Consider the following 17,039-nt stretch of genomic DNA (forward strand, 5'->3'; position numbering starts at 1 on the left):
ACGTTGCAAACGAATGATTTCCAATCAACCAAAGATAACGCTTTCATATTCTATTTGACTCGTAACCACCTCCTAGTTTTCACTATTTACACCTTATTAAACATAATAACATCATTGCTTTAATCGTGCAAATAATTTTAAATATTTTGATATTTTTGTATTTTGGAAATTACTCTATTGCTAATATTCATAAATTTCGGTAAAATATAGTGAAAAATCGGTATATCGTATACCAAATTATTAATACAATATTTACCATTCTCCCTTTCTATCCTGAAGTTTTACTCGCAACCAACTTTTTATTAGATTTACAATAGCATGGATTAATGGTCCATGCTAGGAAGTTGTGAGGGAATCTAACAGAGTTTTACAAAGTTAACGTTATTAATCTATCAAAAATAATATGAGGTGGTTGTATAATGCTAAAAGCTGGGATCATTGGTTATGGAACAATAGGAAAGGGTATTGCCGATTTAATTCAATCACAACAAGCAGGAGACATTGGGCTGCAAAGCGTTCTTGTCAGGAACCCAAATCGAATGGAGGAGCTTTCGCATCCCCCTTTTTCGATCACGAACGATGAAGAGTTTTTTTTCAAGCAAGATCTAGATATTGTAATCGAAGCTGCAGGCCATCATGCTTTACAATTATATGGAGAAAAAGCTTTGAAAAGCGGGAGTCATTTAGTGGTCATTTCCGTGGGAGCGCTAGCCGACAGTGAGTTTCTGGAAACCCTACATAAAACAGCACAGGAAAATAACAAACAAATTCTTATTCCGTCAGCCGCTATTGGTGGCTTAGATAGAATTGCTGCAGGGGTTTTAGGTGAAATTGAAGAGATTACCCTTATTACGAGGAAGCCTGTAAAAAGTTGGTACGGAACGATTGCGGAAGAAAAGGTTAACCTAGAAACGATTTCTGAGCCATATTGTATCTTTGAAGGGAATGCGAGAAATGCTTCAAAATTATTCCCTGAAAATGTCAACGTGTCTGCAACATTAAGTCTAGCAGGAATAGGATTCGAAAAAACGAATGTTCAAGTTTTTGTCGATCCCACCATTCAGCGTAATATGCATACCATTAAGGCAAAAGGTTTTTTTGGAGAAATCGAGATATCTGTTCAAAATCAACCCTACCAACAAAATCCTAAATCCAGCCCCATTGTAGCGATGAGTGTCGCAAAGGTGTTAAAAAACTTAACCTCTTCCATTGTTATCGGGGTTTAAACAAATAAAAGAAAGAGCTAGAATTAGCTCTTTCTTTTATTTGTTTAGTTTCTTATCCCTTTTTAACAGATTCAATGTACGCCTTTCTAGCATTTTCAATATGAATTTTTGTAAGAAATTCTGCCATTTCTGTTTCTTGATTCACAATGGCTTCCATAATTTTAATATGCTCTTCCATTGCCTGTTCTGCTCTTCCGGTTTTTTTATGGCCAAGCTTTGCAAATGCTTTTATATAATCCGACAATCCACTTAGAATCTCAAATAATTTAGTATTCTTAGCAGAACTATATAATAGATGATTTATTTCAAAGTGGATATCTGCGTAATCTGATTCTCTCTTATCCTGCAAAGCTGCTTCCACTTTTTTAATACATTCATTGAATTTACTTTTTGATACGTCATCTAACTTCTGAACAGCTAATTTTGCTGCCAAGACTTCAAGGGATGCAAGAATTGTAAATACCTCAATGATTTCTTTCTCAGAGATATCTGCAACAATTACACCTTTTCTAGGTACGGTTTTCACAAACCCTTGTGATTCTAAACGAAATAATGCTTCACGAATAGGTGTCCGACTAATATTCAGTCTTTCTGCCAGCTCTCTTTCCACCAATCGATCGCCTGCTTTGAACTCTCCTTCTAGAATCAGATCTTTAATGTGGATATAAACCCTCTCGCGAATCGAGATTAAATTATCCTCCGTCCAGTTACTTACCATTTTGACTCCCTCTTCCTACTCGGTATACTTTATACCAATTATAACATTTTCTTGGAATTTTTCCCTAGCAGGAAGAATTTCAGATACACTTCTTTACGTTACTTGGTCATTTTGAAGGTTCTTAACATCAAATGCAGCCTTGATGATAATCTCCGTTACTATTTCTGCAAGAATCTTAACGGTATACAAACGAGTGCTATTTAAAGATTGTACCGGTGAGAGTGGGTCCAGATAATTGACGATTGCCTTCAAATGATAATTACCCACACTTGGTAATACGTTATTTACCGCGTTTCCAGGGATAAAGGCTCCCTCTTTAATAAAAACGGAACCTATTTTCCCTTCATCCCCCAAACAAGCGTCAATGCCAAAAATAAAAGGTTCATCATATGTTTTATGGATATCCTTGATAATTTTCTTTATATTTAGTGCATGAACGGGCTGTTCTAGTGTTCCATAAACTGGAAAAGGAATATTCTTTTCCTTCAGCATTGTGCCCACCATTGGACCGAGTGAATCGCCTGTGGACCGATCTGTTCCAACACATAAAAAGACTATTTCCTTAGAAGTTTGGCAAAGTACTTCCTTAAGAGTATTGGAAATTTTTTCAATTTCAGCTTCTTTCGTAGCTTTTCGTAGGGACATAATATTCGAACTTTCTGTCCTGTCTTTATTTTTCCTTTTGAAAATATATGACCACATCTACATCCAACTCCTAAATTTTAGGATAGAGTGTCGATAAATACATTCTAAGGTAATTTTAGCTGAAAAATAAAAATATTTCATATGAAAAATATATTTTTTACTAAAGAATAATTTATTTTCTGGATTAATTAATATAATTGCCTAAAGTAATTTTTTAGTTCTTTTTCAGAAAGAATGATTTTCCCGTCTAATTTCATGGTTTGTAATACAAATTCTTTAACACCGATAAACTCTGATTCTGCTATAAGAAAGAAAATAGTGCCTTTCTTGTGAATACCTCTGTAGTTTTTAAGTAATTTGTATCTTTTCATTAAATACCTCAATCTGTTTGATTGTAGTTATTTTACAATCTGTTGTTGAATCATACAAGGGATAGAGGCTGTATTTCTTGTTTGATTTCCTTTGATGTAAATACCAAATAACAAATGATTGGTATTCATGATATTTCCATGAATATATGTTAAAATAATACTAATATCTTCCATTCAGTACAGGGGCTATAGTCCTCTCTATTGTACAGAAACAGCTGTGCCAATATTACCGTTGGCCTTTCTGCTTTCTTTTTTGGAAGGTTTCATTTTTTTATTTAGGAGGATTTTATAATGAAAAATTTAATGAAGTTTTGCAAAAGGTTAAATCCTAGCTTGGGGGTTATCTACTATGAACCATAGTGCATATCAAGGTAGAGACTACTTCATTCAACAGTTAGTTTATATTGATGAAAACATCAAGGAGCTAACGAACCTTTACCTCTCATCCACCCCTATACCTGACCGTTTAAAACACTTTTTTAATTTATATGTATTAGAAGTTGAGGACTTATTAAAAGTACATCAAAAAAATAATCATATTTCATTTTTCCCTAAGGTATTAATTGGGACAAAGGTTACGGTACTGTATAACGAGGATAACGAAACAGAGGATTATGTCATTTGTTACCCAGAACAATCGGATCCGGATACTGGTTATATTTCCTTCTTATCTCCAGTGGGCAGACAGCTTCTTTTTAAAAATATTGGTGAAAAGATTTCGTTAAAAATTCCAACAGGAGAACTTTCAGTAACGATTCAAGAAATTTCGTTTGTTGGCCACCTTTTAAATCAAGAAATACGAACCAAAGAGGCTTAAAAAATCGAAAGCGCTTCCAAATCACTAAAAAAATAAACCTTCCACCTGTGCTAGGGGAAGGTTTGTTTTATCGTTTATTAGGCTTTAGTCAGACTAGCCTCAAACATATCAATGATTTCTAGGAATCTCGAAGCTTCCCTAAATGTATGGTCAGCTAAGAGCGGGTGAATGTTGCTCTTAATCCGACATTCTTCTATTAAGTCTCTTGCTGTTTTCTTGAAATCCCTTAATGAAGCAACAGATACTTTATTTTGGTTTAAAAATTGACTCAGTAATGGTTGGGTTTCAGATTGTGGCCGCATATAATCTAAATCAACTGCTTGGAACAACAATTTATCAAAATCATTACTAAACTCTCTCGCCTGCTCCACTAACTTTCTTTCAGAAGGATCTAAAAGGTGCCCGATAAACTTTGCATGGTCTGCCATAATCTTTAAGAAAAATACATTTTCTTCAATAATTGAATCAGGTGTCGGGGCTAATATACCTTCATTTAATTCTTTTAACCGATTCGCAAAATATGCCGCTTCTCTGCTAATATGGTCAATTAATAAAGGATAATTGTTATGCCTGATTTGACAGCGAAGTGTTAAATCTAATATCTTCCTTTTATAGCCGTAAATTGATGCCGCGGCTTGATAAACCTCGGTATTAAAAGCTTGAACTTGACGTAAATCCGAATTGACCGTAAATCTAGAGAGCTTCTCCTCAATTCTTTCGAATAAGGCCATAAATTGCTGGGCTTCTTCAATTAATTGCTTCTGTTCATAGGTAAATCCAAGACTTAAAAATAAAGAATGTTCCTTCATAATCCTAGACCAAAATTGGATTTCGTCTAATGATCTAGCAACAATCGGATTTGCTGCCATTTTGTCCCTCCTCTTAAATACACTTCCTTCCCATTTATATGAATACACTGTTAGTCCTAATTACCTATTTCTCCTATCGATTTTTATTCCCTGTTGTGTGAACAAAAAAAGCTAAGGCAAATCACCTTAGCTTTAGGAAACAATCCATTTTATTAAAATTTTAATCCATGACCAAGTTTATAAACATTACCATCACTATCTTTATAAGCATATGAAAGTCCTTCAGGCATATATTTGTCCTTGTCATAGCCTGGTACATCATTTCTCGACACACAGTCACCATTTTCATCAACCGCAATAACTTCATCACTTGCAGGCAATGTAATCGGCAGGACGCCAACAGGTTGGAACTGGCCAGCGATTACCTCAAATTGTGGCTTAAAGAATGTATCGTAACCAACAATCAATGCATCTGCTAAAGGTTCAACATTTCCAAGAATCCATGGCAATGTAACATTCACACTGATTACCACTTTACCGCCACGATTATGGAGGGTATCACACACTTCTTTAAGATGTTCTATTCCACTCAAAGTTGATTCTTGATACTCACTGCCATCTAAAGCTTTAATGGTTTTGTCCTCGCATAATTCAAGTTCTAAAAGTCCAGGTGTTGCATTAAAATAGGATCCGGATTTTGGCTGCAAGAATAATATAGCTACATCTGCTTCTTCATGGTTCTCTGTTAAAGAGAAGGTTCCAAGTTCTTGACATTCTTTCCTTGCTTGTTCTGTATAAGTAGATGCAAGTTTTTGATCCTTATGGAAAACTTCAACATAGACCATTTTATTATTAAGCTTTTCAGCATTTAAAGGCAATGTCTCTTTTGAATTTTTGAGAACCGTTACTGATTTTTTATGCGCTTCATAAGCTGCTTCCCAGTGCTTTGGATTTCTAACAACTTCAGTGGCTTGGTCAGGATATACGTAAGTACGATCATCAAATATTCCTAATATAAACATTTCAGTAAGAAGTCGTACATTCGCTTCATTAATACGCTTTTCACTAATCCAACCTTTTTCAATTGCTATTTTCAGGTTTTCAATATCATTGGTATCTGCAACAAGATCTGTTCCGGCATTGATTGCTTTTGCAAAACGCTCCGCTTCACTCTTATCCTCAACGCCCCAGCTCATTTTATTTGTGATGCCACTATCACTATTGATATAACCTTTAAAGCCTAGTTTTTCTCTTAGGATACGTTGTAAGAAATACTGATTAAACGTAAAGCCGACCTCTTCGAAAGGAATGTCTTCACCCTCAAATTCTTGAACCACACTCTTACTTATACTTGGTATCGAATAATACGGCATAATGGAGGATGTTCCATGCTCGACCGCTGCTCTAAATGGCGGCAAGTGATATTTTTCTAAACTTCCTGGAGTTGGGTAGAGATTCCACTTTCCTTCTGCATAATGAGGATCAAAGCCATTTTCCCTTGCACCACCACCTGGGAAATGCTTTGTTGTCATGGCAATACTTTGTTTGCCTAACTCTTTACCTTGGAATTCGTCAATAATACGGCCAATTGCATCTGAAATAAACTCGGGATCTTCCCCAAATGTACCATACGTCCGCTGCCATCTAGGATCTGTAGCAGTATCTGCCATATACATATAACCTTTTCTGATTCCGGTAGCATCCCACTCATCGTGCGCAATTTGAGCAAATTCGCTAATAAGAGATGCATCCCCGCCATTTTTGATATCACCTTTCGCTGCAGCAGCAAGCCCTAACGTTCCTGGCCATGTTGAAAAAATCCCTACTGCATCATTCATACCAAAGATGGATTCACCATTTTCATTTCGTGAATTGGATGTGATTAAGCAAGGAATACCAAGACGAGTTCCCTCTGCAACTTCATTCATTTTATTAATCCATTCTGCCATTTGTGCTGGACTATGATTGTCTCTATGAATAAAGTGACGTAAATGCATATTTTCAATCGTATGTGTTGTTCCATATATTTTGGAAACGGCAAAGATATTTTCACCTTTTTCAACGATTGCCTCATCAAGCACACCATCATGACTTGTCTTACTCTTATCTTCTTGAGATAAACCCATTTTACGAGTATTTATCAGCATCATACCGATCTTTTCATCAATATTCATCAATGAGACCAGGTTCTCCGCCCGTTCTATCGGACTTAAACGCCAATCTTTATAAGGTTCTAATTTCCCACTATTATTCAAGTCCTTAAATTTTAACCCATCAACTTCAATGATTTTTTTGACCCTGACTTCTAATTCAGGTTGTTTGTGGTTCTTTTCCACATTAACGCCTCCTAAAATGGATCCATGACTATTGATTCAACAAAAAATGCCCTTTTAATAGGGTGCTCAATTTTGGAATTATCATTATATCAATTACCTTAACAATGTTATAATAACAACAAAAAGTGATAAATAAATATCATTTATTGCTTAAAACATTGTAATTGTTGCTATTAGAGAGGGCGACCTAAATGAAGCAGTCGATACATATCCCAGTAGTCAATCAGGTTTTTGAAATTTATGACTTTAGTCAAAAAAATCAATCCTATGATTTACTCAAAAAATATAACGAATCCGCAGAAAGATTTTATCAATTGGATCCTTTATTTCGCTTACACACTCACGATTGTTTGGAGATTCTGGTATTTTTAGGCGGGGATTGTGATTTTTTTTGTGAAGGAAAGACCTACACCCTTAAGAGAGGAGATATAGTAGTGGTGCCTCCTTATGCGGTTCATCAAGCAATCGTTAAGAATATCGATCACTATGAACGTATCATCATAAACATTAGAAATCGGTTAATGGCAGATTTTGTAACAGTTTCACCAGCTATGAATGAGAATATTGTTTTTCAAAAGACCCAAGGTTCTTATGTGTTACATCTAAATGAAACGAATTTTCAAGATATCATATCTTTACTCCATGAAATAACTCATAGAATAAAAAATGGTGAAGAAAAAGTTTCCTTCACCTTACAATATCTATTATTTCAAGTGCTTCAAGTCATATTTAATCCTGCAAGCAGTTTGCCAAACCTTAGTGAAAAGGAAGAGCACGATGAAAGGTTACGGTCGATACTAGATTTCATTGAAGGACATTTAACAGAGCCAGATCTAAGTTTAGACAAGGTATCGAGCTATTTTCATTTAAATAAGTACTATTTTTCTCATTATTTTAAAAAACACATGAACCTGCCCTTTTACCGGTATGTATCATTAAAACGGTTATCATTTGCGGTAACGATGATCAAACAAAAGCAGATCCCAATAGAGAAAATTGCTTTAAAATGCGGTTTTCCTGATTATTCAAGTTTTTACAGACTCTTCAAGAAAGAATACAATCTTTCTCCTAAGAATTTGCAAAAGGAATATAAAAATTAGGAATACGTCAATCCCCCATTGCGTTTAGGCAGTCATTCACTGGGGGACTGACCCGCTGCATTAGTGTATTTCTGATTCTAATCTGAATCCTTCAACGATAACATCATCTTCGATTTCCAACAGTAAGCACCGTTTTCCTTGGAACATAATGTATTTTACATGTTTCAAATCCATCGGACTAAGAGATAAATTTGCAACCTTTGTTTCAATTTTTATCGATTTAGGTACTAAGTTGCTGGCTTTTAGCTCATGTTTTTCATCATCTACGATCGCTTTAAACGCATGTTCCACTTTAGCAGTATCTACATTTTCAACGCCGCTGACTGTTAAAATCCGTTCTATATCCCGAGAATCCAACATAGGTGCTTCACTTTCTTCATTTTCTTTATTCTCCTGGACCACCCTGTCTATTTCCTCATAGACGTTAGAAATAACCTGGGAATCTACTGAATCTCCGATTACTTTATTCAAAATTAATTCAAAGCTATCCTTTTCTTCCAAAGCGGTAATGATTTCTTCGCAATTAAGTACCTGTTCGATAAATGTCTCATCTGGTTGATTCGCTTTTCCTGCACAATAAAGGATATGGTTCACATCTGCCGCATTGTCATTAAAGGCAGGGAACAAAAATCCTGACAAGGGTTGTGCTAAATTAATAATCGGATCAAAGGCGTTATTTGATCTAAATTCTCTTTCAATATAATCAAAAACTAACGCTTTTTTCGGCTGATCGGTTTTATTAAGGCTGCAAAGGATAAACTGGTTGGAATAAACCTCGTCATCTCCGCCTTCTCCGGATTCTGGATCCCGTTTTTTTGTCGCTTTTCGATATTCACCTCGAATAAATGTCACCACGGTATCAAATTCATAGACCGTATGCGCAAACATTTTCCCAACGATTTGGTGCATAGATTCTATCCAATCATCGGTGGTATCACTTTGCAATCCATCAAAGAGGATCATTTGGGTACTATCTTCTATATCCCGATGAAATTTCAGCTCAAATAGCTTGGCATCGAGAGCCCCTGTCAAAACTTTTTTAAAATTCATTAAAAATAATTCTTGTGACTCCTGATCTACCATTTCAAATGGTGAAATAACGGAGTGGTAAATCTCACCTGACTCTTTCTGAACATAAACATTTAAGATTTCTCGAATTTTCATTAGATCATTGTTTAATTTAAACTGCTTTCGGATATTAGCTATATCTTTTGCATTCATTTTCTCAACTCCCATCCCTGATTATACTGTTCCAAAAGAAAAATAGGAATACTTGACAATTTCTACACTTAAAATCAGTGCAACTGTTCTAAAATAGCATCAGATTTCTTTGAAATCGGCAAACTGTTTACAGTTTCTGTTAAGCCCCATTACCACTCCACGTTTCTGAATTGGGAAAATCAGCAGCATCACGCTCAACATAACAGGTAATAAAAGACCAGTTCCGATTGCTTGTACGACACGACCAAGTAATAAAATACCAAAACTGAAATTTAACGCTGCTAAAATTGCTCCTAACAACGAAATAACAAGTCCCCCGATAATTAATTGTCTTGTCGTAAACCATTTCATTAATAGTGCTGAGACTGGCACTAAAATTGCTAATACCAATAAATAACCTGTTGTCAGCCACTGTGCAGTTGTTGCAGCGACTTCAAATTGTTCCATAATATTTGATAATGCCATATTCAACGCTGTTTCACCGAACAATCCTGCAAAAGCACCTAACATTAAGATAAATGCCATTGTTTTAGGATTTTTAACTTGAATTTGTGTACTCATAACTATCTCCTCTTTTATTTAATTTAAAACTCTACGAAATTACGAACCTGCAAAATATATCAAATTTTTTCTTTCTATGTCAACCGAGTTGACAAAATATAATATTTACGTTATTATCAACTTAGTTGACGATTTATATTAGGAGCGAAAAAAAGTATAATCTTGGAGATTTGGTTATCTATTCCGCACATGGCATATGTAAAAAAAAACCACGCTCTGTTACACAAAGCGTGGGTTATCACATTATTAAATATTCCAATCTAGCTTTAATATTTCTTTTAGTATACTTACTTGATCAGCACCTATTTTTTCAGCAATTTTATTCTCAAGCTGAGCCTTCAGGGCCTCGTTTTTTTCGTAGCATTCCTCACCTAAAGCTGTTAATTGGATACACTTTTCTTTCTTATTGTTTTCGACATTTTCAACCTGTACTAATCCTTTTTCCGAAAGTTTATTGATAAACTTATGTATCGCCTGACGAGAGATTTCTACATTTTTTGTAATATACGATATGTTCGGCTTTCTTTTATAAATCCTAGCCATGATATACCATTCGGAATTTGAAATATGGATTTCACTTTGATTATTCCATGATGTTTCTGAAATTTTCCGGACTAAACTATGCCGTTCACTCAATAGATCAATCAGATCTAAATTTTGTAATTCAGAGTTTGAAATCAAATGTTTCACTCCCATCCTATTCTACATCAACTACTATACAAAATCCGAAATAACATGTCAATTTGGTTGACATACTAGGTTTTTTTCCACCGTTGCAAAAAATTATTTAACCATTCCTCTAGCGTCGACTTTCCATACGTCGATTACCTGTCCATTTTCATGAACTACATACTCTTCAAACAGATTGACGACAGGACAGGCATGGTTTGGAATGATTTGTACTTTATCATTTAACCTTAAATTGGTTTCTTCCTCGAAAACTCCTACACCGTGCTCTTCAGATAATCGGTCAATGGTTACTTCATTGTGTCCAATGATCTGGCCGAACCCGCTAACAGTCTGATTACCATGTGCACCCTTGTCTAAACACAAAGACTTACTGCCTGTATCAAAAATAATCCGATCCTTATAGACACCCACCACGGATGCTAGTAGAGTTACTGCACAATTCTCTATGTTTGTCACACCAAGACCTACTTGAATGGCATCGAAAAACACTGCATTACCTGGCCTGATTTCTGTTACGCCAGGTACTTTTCCTGCAATACTAAAGGTTGGAGTGGAACCTACACTTCGAACGGGAATTAGAATACCTTCCTGTTCACATTCCTTTGCACTTTCAACCACTGCCAGCCCTTCCTGCAGGCCTATGTTTTCAATTTCCTCATAGGTTTTGGCCGCATACGAATGTCCAGCATGTGTAAAAATCCCTCCTAGTTTAAGCTTTGAATGCAGCATAATTGCCTTTGCTAAAAGAACTGCATCTTTCCCAGGTTCGACTCCACATCGATTGAGTCCAGCATTTACTTTGATCCATACTTCTAATGTAAAAGGTGTATGTTCTAGTCCTCTTTGTAAATAACGTAAGGATTCAGGAGTGTCTACGGATACTTTCAGTTGGACTCCTTTTTGTAATAGCGTTATTAATTTAGTGATTTTTTCTGGGTTGGATATGGGATAGGCAATTAATATATCCTTAATTCCTCCAGCAGCCATTACTTCTGCTTCACTTATTTTAGCCGTTGTCACTCCTACTGCTCCTGCTTCTACCTGGAGCTGAGCTATTTTCACAGATTTGTGTGTTTTGATATGAGGGCGATATGATACACCCTGTTCATTTGCAAAATTAGCAATATCGCTTATATTCTTTAACAGCTTTTGATGGTCTAGCAGCAAGGTTGGAGTGTCTAATGTTTGAAAGTTGGTCATGACTTATACATCCTTTATTGTTTCCTTGATTTTAGGTTCTTCTATTTATTAAATAAATACTTTCTCCATTCGGATATCAAACCACATTTTATCCGCCCAATAAGTGAAATTTTCAATACGTCCGATTTCCTTATATCCTAACTTCTTATAGAGCTTTTGAGCCTGAGTATTAAATTCAAATACTCCTAACTCAATTCGCTTTAGTCCCTGCTTTTTTATCTCCGCCTCTAAATATTGGATTGCTTGATAACCAATCCCTTTTCCTCTGCCTTCAAGCTCTCCAATTGTAATCCCAATCCAGGCTGTACCTCCTTCTTTTTTGAAGAGATACCTTGGATCAACTGTATAGTTCATTTCTCCGATTAATTGGTCATCGAGGTAAATCAAATATATGTGATGGTGATCTAATCTTTGTTTTAAGTCATCCAAGGTCATGGTATCCCTGCGTTCCAATTCAGCCTTATTTTTATTGGGACGTGTTAACGGAATTAATACCTCATCATTATCCCAGCGGTTAAAAACGTCTACGAGCGTTTCGCTAGGTTCTATTACTTTGATAAATTTTAAGTTCATGATGGTCTCCCTTAATCGTTATAATTTGAATTTATCTTTGATGACTTTGGCCACTTCTTCTGCACTCATGTACGTATTGTTTATTTTTAAATATTCCTCTTTTTTGCTAATTCCTGACCAACCGTCATTTTCCCAACAGCCTGCGGACCAAATATCAAAACAAATTTCATTTAACCTCCTAAAAAAATTCAATATTACTATAATGATATTAAGTTCTCTCTCTATAATAAAATTCCTTCTTTTTTGATTATACAGGACTTCCATCTGTTTTTTTTACATTAAAAAAGGCGCTATCCCAATGGATTAGCACCTGATATTGAAAATTTTTTACAAACGGTGTTCACTTTGAACCATTCAATTTTAAAACATCTCATTAATTTCCCAAGATTCAACAGTTAAATATGCGGTCTGTGGATCCATACCATTACCCATTAAGTAGGTTATTGCAGCCACTTCCTGTAATGCATGTGCAAATGCCGTATGTTTTGCTTCATGTAATCCATATTTTACAAAAGGAGCAATGCTATTTAATACATGTGATTTCATATGAGGGTATAAAGGTTTTATATCTTCCTGTAATTGCTCTGTTATTTGACGGCACAGTTTATCTAATTCCTCTAAGCTTTCATTGTCAACAAGGATAGATAACTTTGGTTTCATAATGTTCCAATTTGAATAAAGGTTACAACTCCATTCTAACAATTCTTCTCGGTATTGTTCTCGTTCCTCCATATCGATATTTCGTTCAGATTCAAGCTCACTCTCCTCTTGAAAAGCATCTGTTTCTAAACATTCTTGAGGTATTTTCTCTTCCCCTTCCAAACGATGGTCAGTATCCATTTCTATTTCGTCTAGATACGCATTGGATTCACTGTAAAACAAACCTAATTGTTCATATAAATTTTTAGCTGTTTCATAATCATCGAGGTCCGCGTTTATGCTTCCCTGTAATTTGGCTTTTAATTGGCGGCAGGAGTCTTCCCAATCCTTTAAGCTTTCGTGATTAAAAAGTTCTCGATTCCTTCGATTCATACTCTCCCAATTTAACTCAGCGATTTTACACCATTCCAACAAATCATCACGGTATTGTGTTGGCTCATTCATTTTGATACAATCCCCCACCCTGTTTGTTTTTTTATCATCCTACAAATGAATTAGATATATCTCACACCTTTGAATAACCACAATCTCATACTATGTACCGCGTTTGTCACAAGATTAGGCGTTAACCCATAGGCACAACGAATAACTTCAGTAATTTTAAGAACTGTAGAAATTATATAAATGAGCCGTTCCCTTTTGACCTACCACTGGTTCAATATTTCTTTTCAATCAAAAAAGTTGTTATGCCAACAGTGGTTATAGCGACACAAGAATAAAGGAAGCTGTCCGTTTCCAGGACACTAACACCTGCTAAAACAATAATTCCATCGATTAGTATAATGACAAGTGCTAAATTTAAAGAAAACCTTCCAGAAATGATTTTTGCGAGTAAGTCCGTCCCCCCTGTACTCGACTTATACCGCAGCATCAAACCAACTCCCGTTCCAATGATGACTCCTCCTATTAACGCACTACCAAGCTGAGAAATGATAAATTGATAACGAAGAGGTGAGAGCAAATCAATAAACAAAGAAGAGACCAACAATCCTTGCAAACTGCTAAGAAAATAACTTTTCTCACTCAGAATTGACAATATACAGATTGGGGCACTCAAAGCGATCATGGTCATTCCTGTCTGAAAATGATAGAAATAATGAAGGATTAATGCAATTCCTAGGATTCCACCATCAATTAAATGATTAGGCACAAGAAACCCGTTTACTCCAATTCCCAATAGCAAACTGCCAATAATAGTGGCTATAAATTTCTGAAAAATAAACATCACCTTGTCCTATCTTTTTAGTCTATAATTATGTAACCAATTTGGAATTCAGAATCATAGATAAATATAAGATTAGGGAGATTACTTCCAACGACCCAATGAAAAAGCGATGCTCCTTTAAGCATCGACTTTTTTACCTTAATTTTACATTTTGCGTTCTTAGTACTTTTACAACCATTTCTCCGATTTGTCTGCCTAAATCTAATCCTTCATCGTTATCTACTTTAAAATGGACTCCTGCATATAGACGAGATTGAGCGCTTAATTCCATTCTTCCCTTTATTTCAGATACCTCTTCGGGAAAAAAATAACTTAATAGAACCTCTGCACAACCTGCCACAGTTGCGTGTGCAGAGGGATAGGACGGAAAACGAGGGGTGGACAAAACAGGAGATAGGTCTTTGCTATATTGGTTTGGACGTGCCACGTCCCAAAGGTATTTAAAATACCAGGTTATAACAAAGGCATCATTTAATGAAGCATGAAGAAATCCTAACACCCTAGCTATATCGGGTGATCCCAGCCTATGCTTGTCTGCGAAATCACAGGTCATAGTAGAAATTCTCTCTGTTATCTCCACTGTTCCCCAATATTTTGCAATTTGTATTTGGCTTGGCGTTAATGATTTTAATGTTGCCTCTACTATTTGTAATTCTTTCTCCCAATCAATATCATTAGGATTTTTAATTCTCCAAATAATGCGCTGACGAAAAGGGTCTAAGAAAATATTGTCTTTTTCTCTAAAAATAAAAAACATTGGCCAATCGCTTGGTTCTGAAGATCCTTGAGGCGGGTTTTCTTCCCCTGGGTAAGGATATTCTGACCAACTTCTGTATTTTGCTCGCATACATCATCCCCCCTTTTTAAAGGTTTCTTAGTTATTTATGAAAAATTGATATGAAAAATGACCCATATTTCCACATATCACAACGGAAATTTCAAAACTATCAATTTCTTGGACTATGCCTGCAATCAAAATGTAAATATTCTGTCACTGTAATAGAGTTGATGTTAGGAGATTGAAAGTATAAACTTTACCTACTAATTAAGGAGTGATTAAGTTGAATACAATAACCGTAGATAAGCTGACATTTAAGAAAAAATTATCGATGATTGAGCAATTTGCAATCAAAGATTTCCTTTTTAAATGGGTTGGCAGACCAGCAGAAGGTATAGATGAATATCTACCACTTGAATACACAGAATGTGTCTTTGCGAAGATGGAGGCAATACAGGAAAAAGCTTTTGTGATAAATGGGAATGAGCATTTCCGATATGCGACCATTACAGAGGCTAATCAAATGGTGATCGGATTTTTAGATTGGAATAATGAGTTAAAGCATAGAGTCCTTTCTCTAGATGAGGTTTTAATTGGTAAGCACTTTTAGTTGCTTACCTTCTTAAACACTACGCTTCCCACAACGCCCAGATACCCATATTATTTCCTCCCCATTCAGTCCCTTCCATCGTATAAATTCTTGAATTGGTTTCAACAAATCACCACATATATTAATGTTAAATTGGTTGTATTCCTTTTTGTGGAATCGCTATAGTTTTCATCAGGCCTCCCCGTTAATACCAGGGTTGAAACAACAGCAACAATTAAGATTAAAACGACTAAAACAGATAATATTTCCATGCTGCACCTCTTCTATTTTTATTAGTGCTATTTACTAATTAATGATAGCGCAACTGGAACAACTTTTAACCATCCAATTCACCTAAAAATAGACCATCCACTTTAAACATTTTCCAAAACTCTCTCTATGTACCAAATATTACGGCTGATTAAGCCTCCCCATTAAAACGGTATTATTCTGTAAATTAAAAAGCGCAATGGAAGAAACTAATCCATTACGCTAGAGGTATTTTTATATACTTACAGTTTCAGTTTGAGGCTGGAGCGCCTTTTTCAACGCTTGTACATATTCATTTCTTGCTTGTTTACCTATTTCTGAAGTTGGATTTAATAGTTCAAAACCATGGTAAGCACCAGGATAGAGGTGGAATTCCACAGGTACTCCTGCTTGCGCTAATTTTGCAACATATTCAATCGTTTCATCACGGAACGGATCTAATTGACCAACACAAGTAAATGTTGGAGGCAGGTTAGACAGATTTTTTGCGCGAGCTGGTGCTGCATACGGTGAGATTTCTCCGTTTGCATGTTCTCCTAAATACATCCTCCAGCCTGCTAAATTGTTCCCACGATTCCAGATGGCACGTTCGTCTGTAATTTCGTAACTAGAAGGTGTAACATTACGGTCATCGATCATCGGGTACAGTGGCATTTGAAAAGAGATGGCTGGGCCCTTGCGATCACGAGCTAGCAGACTTAGAGCGGCGGTCAATCCACCCCCTGCACTTTGACCCGCGACAGCAACACGCGATACATCAATCTTCAGATTATCAGCTGCATTTGTCATCCATACCAAAGCCGCATAACAGTCCTCTAGTGGCGCCGGAAATGGATGCTCAGGAGCAAGGCGGTAATCCACGGATACGACAACACACTGTGCTTCCTCAGCAAAGAGTTGGCAGTCGCCATCAGAGCCATCCGCATCTCCTAACACGTATCCACCACCATGGATGAACAACAGTGCTGGAAGTTTTTCCGTCTTTCTCGATGCAGGTTCATAAATCTTAACCTTCATATCCTGGCCATCACCGCCAGGTATAGTACGCGTCGAAATGTTAACGCTTTCAAGTCTTTCGATTGGAATGGCGGGAGCTTGTCTAGCTGCCTCCAATCCTTCGGGAAGATTTAGCGGTGGGAAAACAGTAAGTATTTCTTTTAATTCTGGTGCAACTCTACTAATAAAATCCATTCAAAAACCTCCTATGAATACATAAACATATTTTACTATGAATAAACATAGCTTGCACA

Annotated in this window: 17 protein-coding genes and 2 pseudogenes; 4 read left to right on the forward strand and 15 right to left on the reverse strand. The window is 36.1% G+C overall.

All coding sequences use genetic code 11. From position 1 onward, the window contains the following. Window positions 1–419 precede the first annotated feature (419 nt). Complete coding sequence (gene nadX, locus ACY3XC_RS10910; protein ID WP_464868571.1) at window positions 420–1,226, forward strand: aspartate dehydrogenase; 807 nt, start codon at window positions 420–422, stop codon at window positions 1,224–1,226. A 52-nt stretch (window positions 1,227–1,278) separates the two neighbouring features. Here nadX and ACY3XC_RS10915 read toward each other — a convergent pair whose 3' ends face one another. The 3 genes from ACY3XC_RS10915 to ACY3XC_RS10925 form a co-directional block, all read right to left on the reverse strand. Beyond that, window positions 1,279–1,944: a GntR family transcriptional regulator gene (locus ACY3XC_RS10915; RefSeq protein ID WP_179158505.1), complete on the reverse strand. Its 666-nt coding sequence runs from the start codon at window positions 1,942–1,944 to the stop codon at window positions 1,279–1,281. A 93-nt stretch (window positions 1,945–2,037) separates the two neighbouring features. Continuing rightward, window positions 2,038–2,646 (reverse strand): spore protease YyaC, encoded by a 609-nt coding sequence (gene yyaC, locus ACY3XC_RS10920; protein WP_464868572.1) that lies wholly within the window; start codon window positions 2,644–2,646, stop codon window positions 2,038–2,040. A gap of 131 nt (window positions 2,647–2,777) precedes the next feature. Beyond that, window positions 2,778–2,960 carry a hypothetical protein gene (locus ACY3XC_RS10925; RefSeq protein WP_464868573.1) on the reverse strand — a complete coding sequence of 61 codons (183 nt, stop codon included), beginning with the start codon at window positions 2,958–2,960 and terminating at the stop codon, window positions 2,778–2,780. A 349-nt stretch (window positions 2,961–3,309) separates the two neighbouring features. Between ACY3XC_RS10925 and ACY3XC_RS10930 the strand changes: the two genes are divergently transcribed. Then, window positions 3,310–3,777 (forward strand): GreA/GreB family elongation factor, encoded by a 468-nt coding sequence (locus tag ACY3XC_RS10930; RefSeq protein ID WP_464868574.1) that lies wholly within the window; start codon window positions 3,310–3,312, stop codon window positions 3,775–3,777. A gap of 77 nt (window positions 3,778–3,854) precedes the next feature. On the opposite strand, the gene ACY3XC_RS10935 is transcribed toward ACY3XC_RS10930, so the two are convergent. Beyond that, complete coding sequence (locus ACY3XC_RS10935; RefSeq protein WP_464868575.1) at window positions 3,855–4,646, reverse strand: DUF2935 domain-containing protein; 792 nt, start codon at window positions 4,644–4,646, stop codon at window positions 3,855–3,857. A gap of 152 nt (window positions 4,647–4,798) precedes the next feature. Then, window positions 4,799–6,922 (reverse strand): glycoside hydrolase family 3 protein, encoded by a 2,124-nt coding sequence (locus ACY3XC_RS10940; RefSeq protein WP_464868576.1) that lies wholly within the window; start codon window positions 6,920–6,922, stop codon window positions 4,799–4,801. A gap of 191 nt (window positions 6,923–7,113) precedes the next feature. Between ACY3XC_RS10940 and ACY3XC_RS10945 the strand changes: the two genes are divergently transcribed. Then, on the forward strand, window positions 7,114–8,022 hold the full coding sequence (locus ACY3XC_RS10945) for a helix-turn-helix domain-containing protein (protein ID WP_464868577.1): 909 nt from the start codon (window positions 7,114–7,116) through the stop codon (window positions 8,020–8,022). 60 nt (window positions 8,023–8,082) lie between these two features. Here the strand turns inward: ACY3XC_RS10945 and ACY3XC_RS10950 are convergent, their stop codons facing one another. From ACY3XC_RS10950 to ACY3XC_RS10990, 9 genes and pseudogenes are all read right to left on the reverse strand, one after another. After that, window positions 8,083–9,243, reverse strand: coding sequence for a DUF4317 domain-containing protein (locus ACY3XC_RS10950; protein ID WP_464868578.1), 1,161 nt, complete (start codon window positions 9,241–9,243; stop codon window positions 8,083–8,085). Between the two features lie 141 nt (window positions 9,244–9,384). Beyond that, window positions 9,385–9,804, reverse strand: a pseudogene (locus tag ACY3XC_RS10955) (MFS transporter); the annotation flags it as partial. 246 nt (window positions 9,805–10,050) lie between these two features. After that, entirely contained in the window at window positions 10,051–10,500 is a 450-nt protein-coding gene (locus ACY3XC_RS10960; protein WP_179158514.1) for a winged helix DNA-binding protein, read from the reverse strand. An 87-nt stretch (window positions 10,501–10,587) separates the two neighbouring features. After that, complete coding sequence (locus tag ACY3XC_RS10965) at window positions 10,588–11,694, reverse strand: D-TA family PLP-dependent enzyme (RefSeq protein WP_464868579.1); 1,107 nt, start codon at window positions 11,692–11,694, stop codon at window positions 10,588–10,590. Between the two features lie 48 nt (window positions 11,695–11,742). Then, window positions 11,743–12,267 (reverse strand): GNAT family N-acetyltransferase, encoded by a 525-nt coding sequence (locus ACY3XC_RS10970; protein WP_464868580.1) that lies wholly within the window; start codon window positions 12,265–12,267, stop codon window positions 11,743–11,745. A 101-nt stretch (window positions 12,268–12,368) separates the two neighbouring features. Then, window positions 12,369–12,437 (reverse strand): annotated as a pseudogene (locus ACY3XC_RS10975) (shikimate kinase); the annotation flags it as partial. A gap of 190 nt (window positions 12,438–12,627) precedes the next feature. After that, window positions 12,628–13,371 (reverse strand): hypothetical protein, encoded by a 744-nt coding sequence (locus ACY3XC_RS10980; RefSeq protein ID WP_464868581.1) that lies wholly within the window; start codon window positions 13,369–13,371, stop codon window positions 12,628–12,630. Between the two features lie 211 nt (window positions 13,372–13,582). Further along, window positions 13,583–14,152, reverse strand: a complete 570-nt coding sequence (locus tag ACY3XC_RS10985; protein ID WP_464868582.1) for a YitT family protein — start codon at window positions 14,150–14,152, stop codon at window positions 13,583–13,585. A 133-nt stretch (window positions 14,153–14,285) separates the two neighbouring features. Then, window positions 14,286–14,999 (reverse strand): vanadium-dependent haloperoxidase, encoded by a 714-nt coding sequence (locus tag ACY3XC_RS10990; protein ID WP_464868583.1) that lies wholly within the window; start codon window positions 14,997–14,999, stop codon window positions 14,286–14,288. 214 nt (window positions 15,000–15,213) lie between these two features. Here ACY3XC_RS10990 and ACY3XC_RS10995 point away from each other — a divergent pair, with 214 nt between their 5' ends. After that, window positions 15,214–15,540, forward strand: coding sequence for a hypothetical protein (locus tag ACY3XC_RS10995; protein WP_179158519.1), 327 nt, complete (start codon window positions 15,214–15,216; stop codon window positions 15,538–15,540). Window positions 15,541–16,023: 483 nt separating this feature from the next. Here ACY3XC_RS10995 and ACY3XC_RS11000 read toward each other — a convergent pair whose 3' ends face one another. Continuing rightward, window positions 16,024–16,980, reverse strand: a complete 957-nt coding sequence (locus ACY3XC_RS11000) for an alpha/beta hydrolase (protein ID WP_464868584.1) — start codon at window positions 16,978–16,980, stop codon at window positions 16,024–16,026. Window positions 16,981–17,039: the final 59 nt, after the last annotated feature.

It is taken from the genome of Bacillus sp. CZDM1, from assembly GCF_055502545.1.

Bases quoted from the DNA above. Each gene is read 5' to 3' on its own strand.
- ACY3XC_RS10990 (WP_464868583.1), bottom strand. From the start codon at position 14,999: ATGCGAGCAAAATACAGAAGTTGGTCAGAATATCCTTACCCAGGGGAA.
- ACY3XC_RS10930 (WP_464868574.1), top strand. From the start codon at position 3,310: ATGAACCATAGTGCATATCAAGGTAGAGACTACTTCATTCAACAGTTA.
- nadX (WP_464868571.1), top strand. From the start codon at position 420: ATGCTAAAAGCTGGGATCATTGGTTATGGAACAATAGGAAAGGGTATT.
- ACY3XC_RS10950 (WP_464868578.1), bottom strand. From the start codon at position 9,243: ATGAATGCAAAAGATATAGCTAATATCCGAAAGCAGTTTAAATTAAAC.
- ACY3XC_RS10985 (WP_464868582.1), bottom strand. From the start codon at position 14,152: ATGTTTATTTTTCAGAAATTTATAGCCACTATTATTGGCAGTTTGCTA.
- ACY3XC_RS11000 (WP_464868584.1), bottom strand. From the start codon at position 16,980: ATGGATTTTATTAGTAGAGTTGCACCAGAATTAAAAGAAATACTTACT.
- ACY3XC_RS10970 (WP_464868580.1), bottom strand. From the start codon at position 12,267: ATGAACTTAAAATTTATCAAAGTAATAGAACCTAGCGAAACGCTCGTA.
- ACY3XC_RS10965 (WP_464868579.1), bottom strand. From the start codon at position 11,694: ATGACCAACTTTCAAACATTAGACACTCCAACCTTGCTGCTAGACCAT.
- ACY3XC_RS10945 (WP_464868577.1), top strand. From the start codon at position 7,114: ATGAAGCAGTCGATACATATCCCAGTAGTCAATCAGGTTTTTGAAATT.
- yyaC (WP_464868572.1), bottom strand. From the start codon at position 2,646: ATGTGGTCATATATTTTCAAAAGGAAAAATAAAGACAGGACAGAAAGT.
- ACY3XC_RS10925 (WP_464868573.1), bottom strand. From the start codon at position 2,960: ATGAAAAGATACAAATTACTTAAAAACTACAGAGGTATTCACAAGAAA.
- ACY3XC_RS10915 (WP_179158505.1), bottom strand. From the start codon at position 1,944: ATGGTAAGTAACTGGACGGAGGATAATTTAATCTCGATTCGCGAGAGG.
- ACY3XC_RS10960 (WP_179158514.1), bottom strand. From the start codon at position 10,500: ATGGGAGTGAAACATTTGATTTCAAACTCTGAATTACAAAATTTAGAT.
- ACY3XC_RS10980 (WP_464868581.1), bottom strand. From the start codon at position 13,371: ATGAATGAGCCAACACAATACCGTGATGATTTGTTGGAATGGTGTAAA.
- ACY3XC_RS10935 (WP_464868575.1), bottom strand. From the start codon at position 4,646: ATGGCAGCAAATCCGATTGTTGCTAGATCATTAGACGAAATCCAATTT.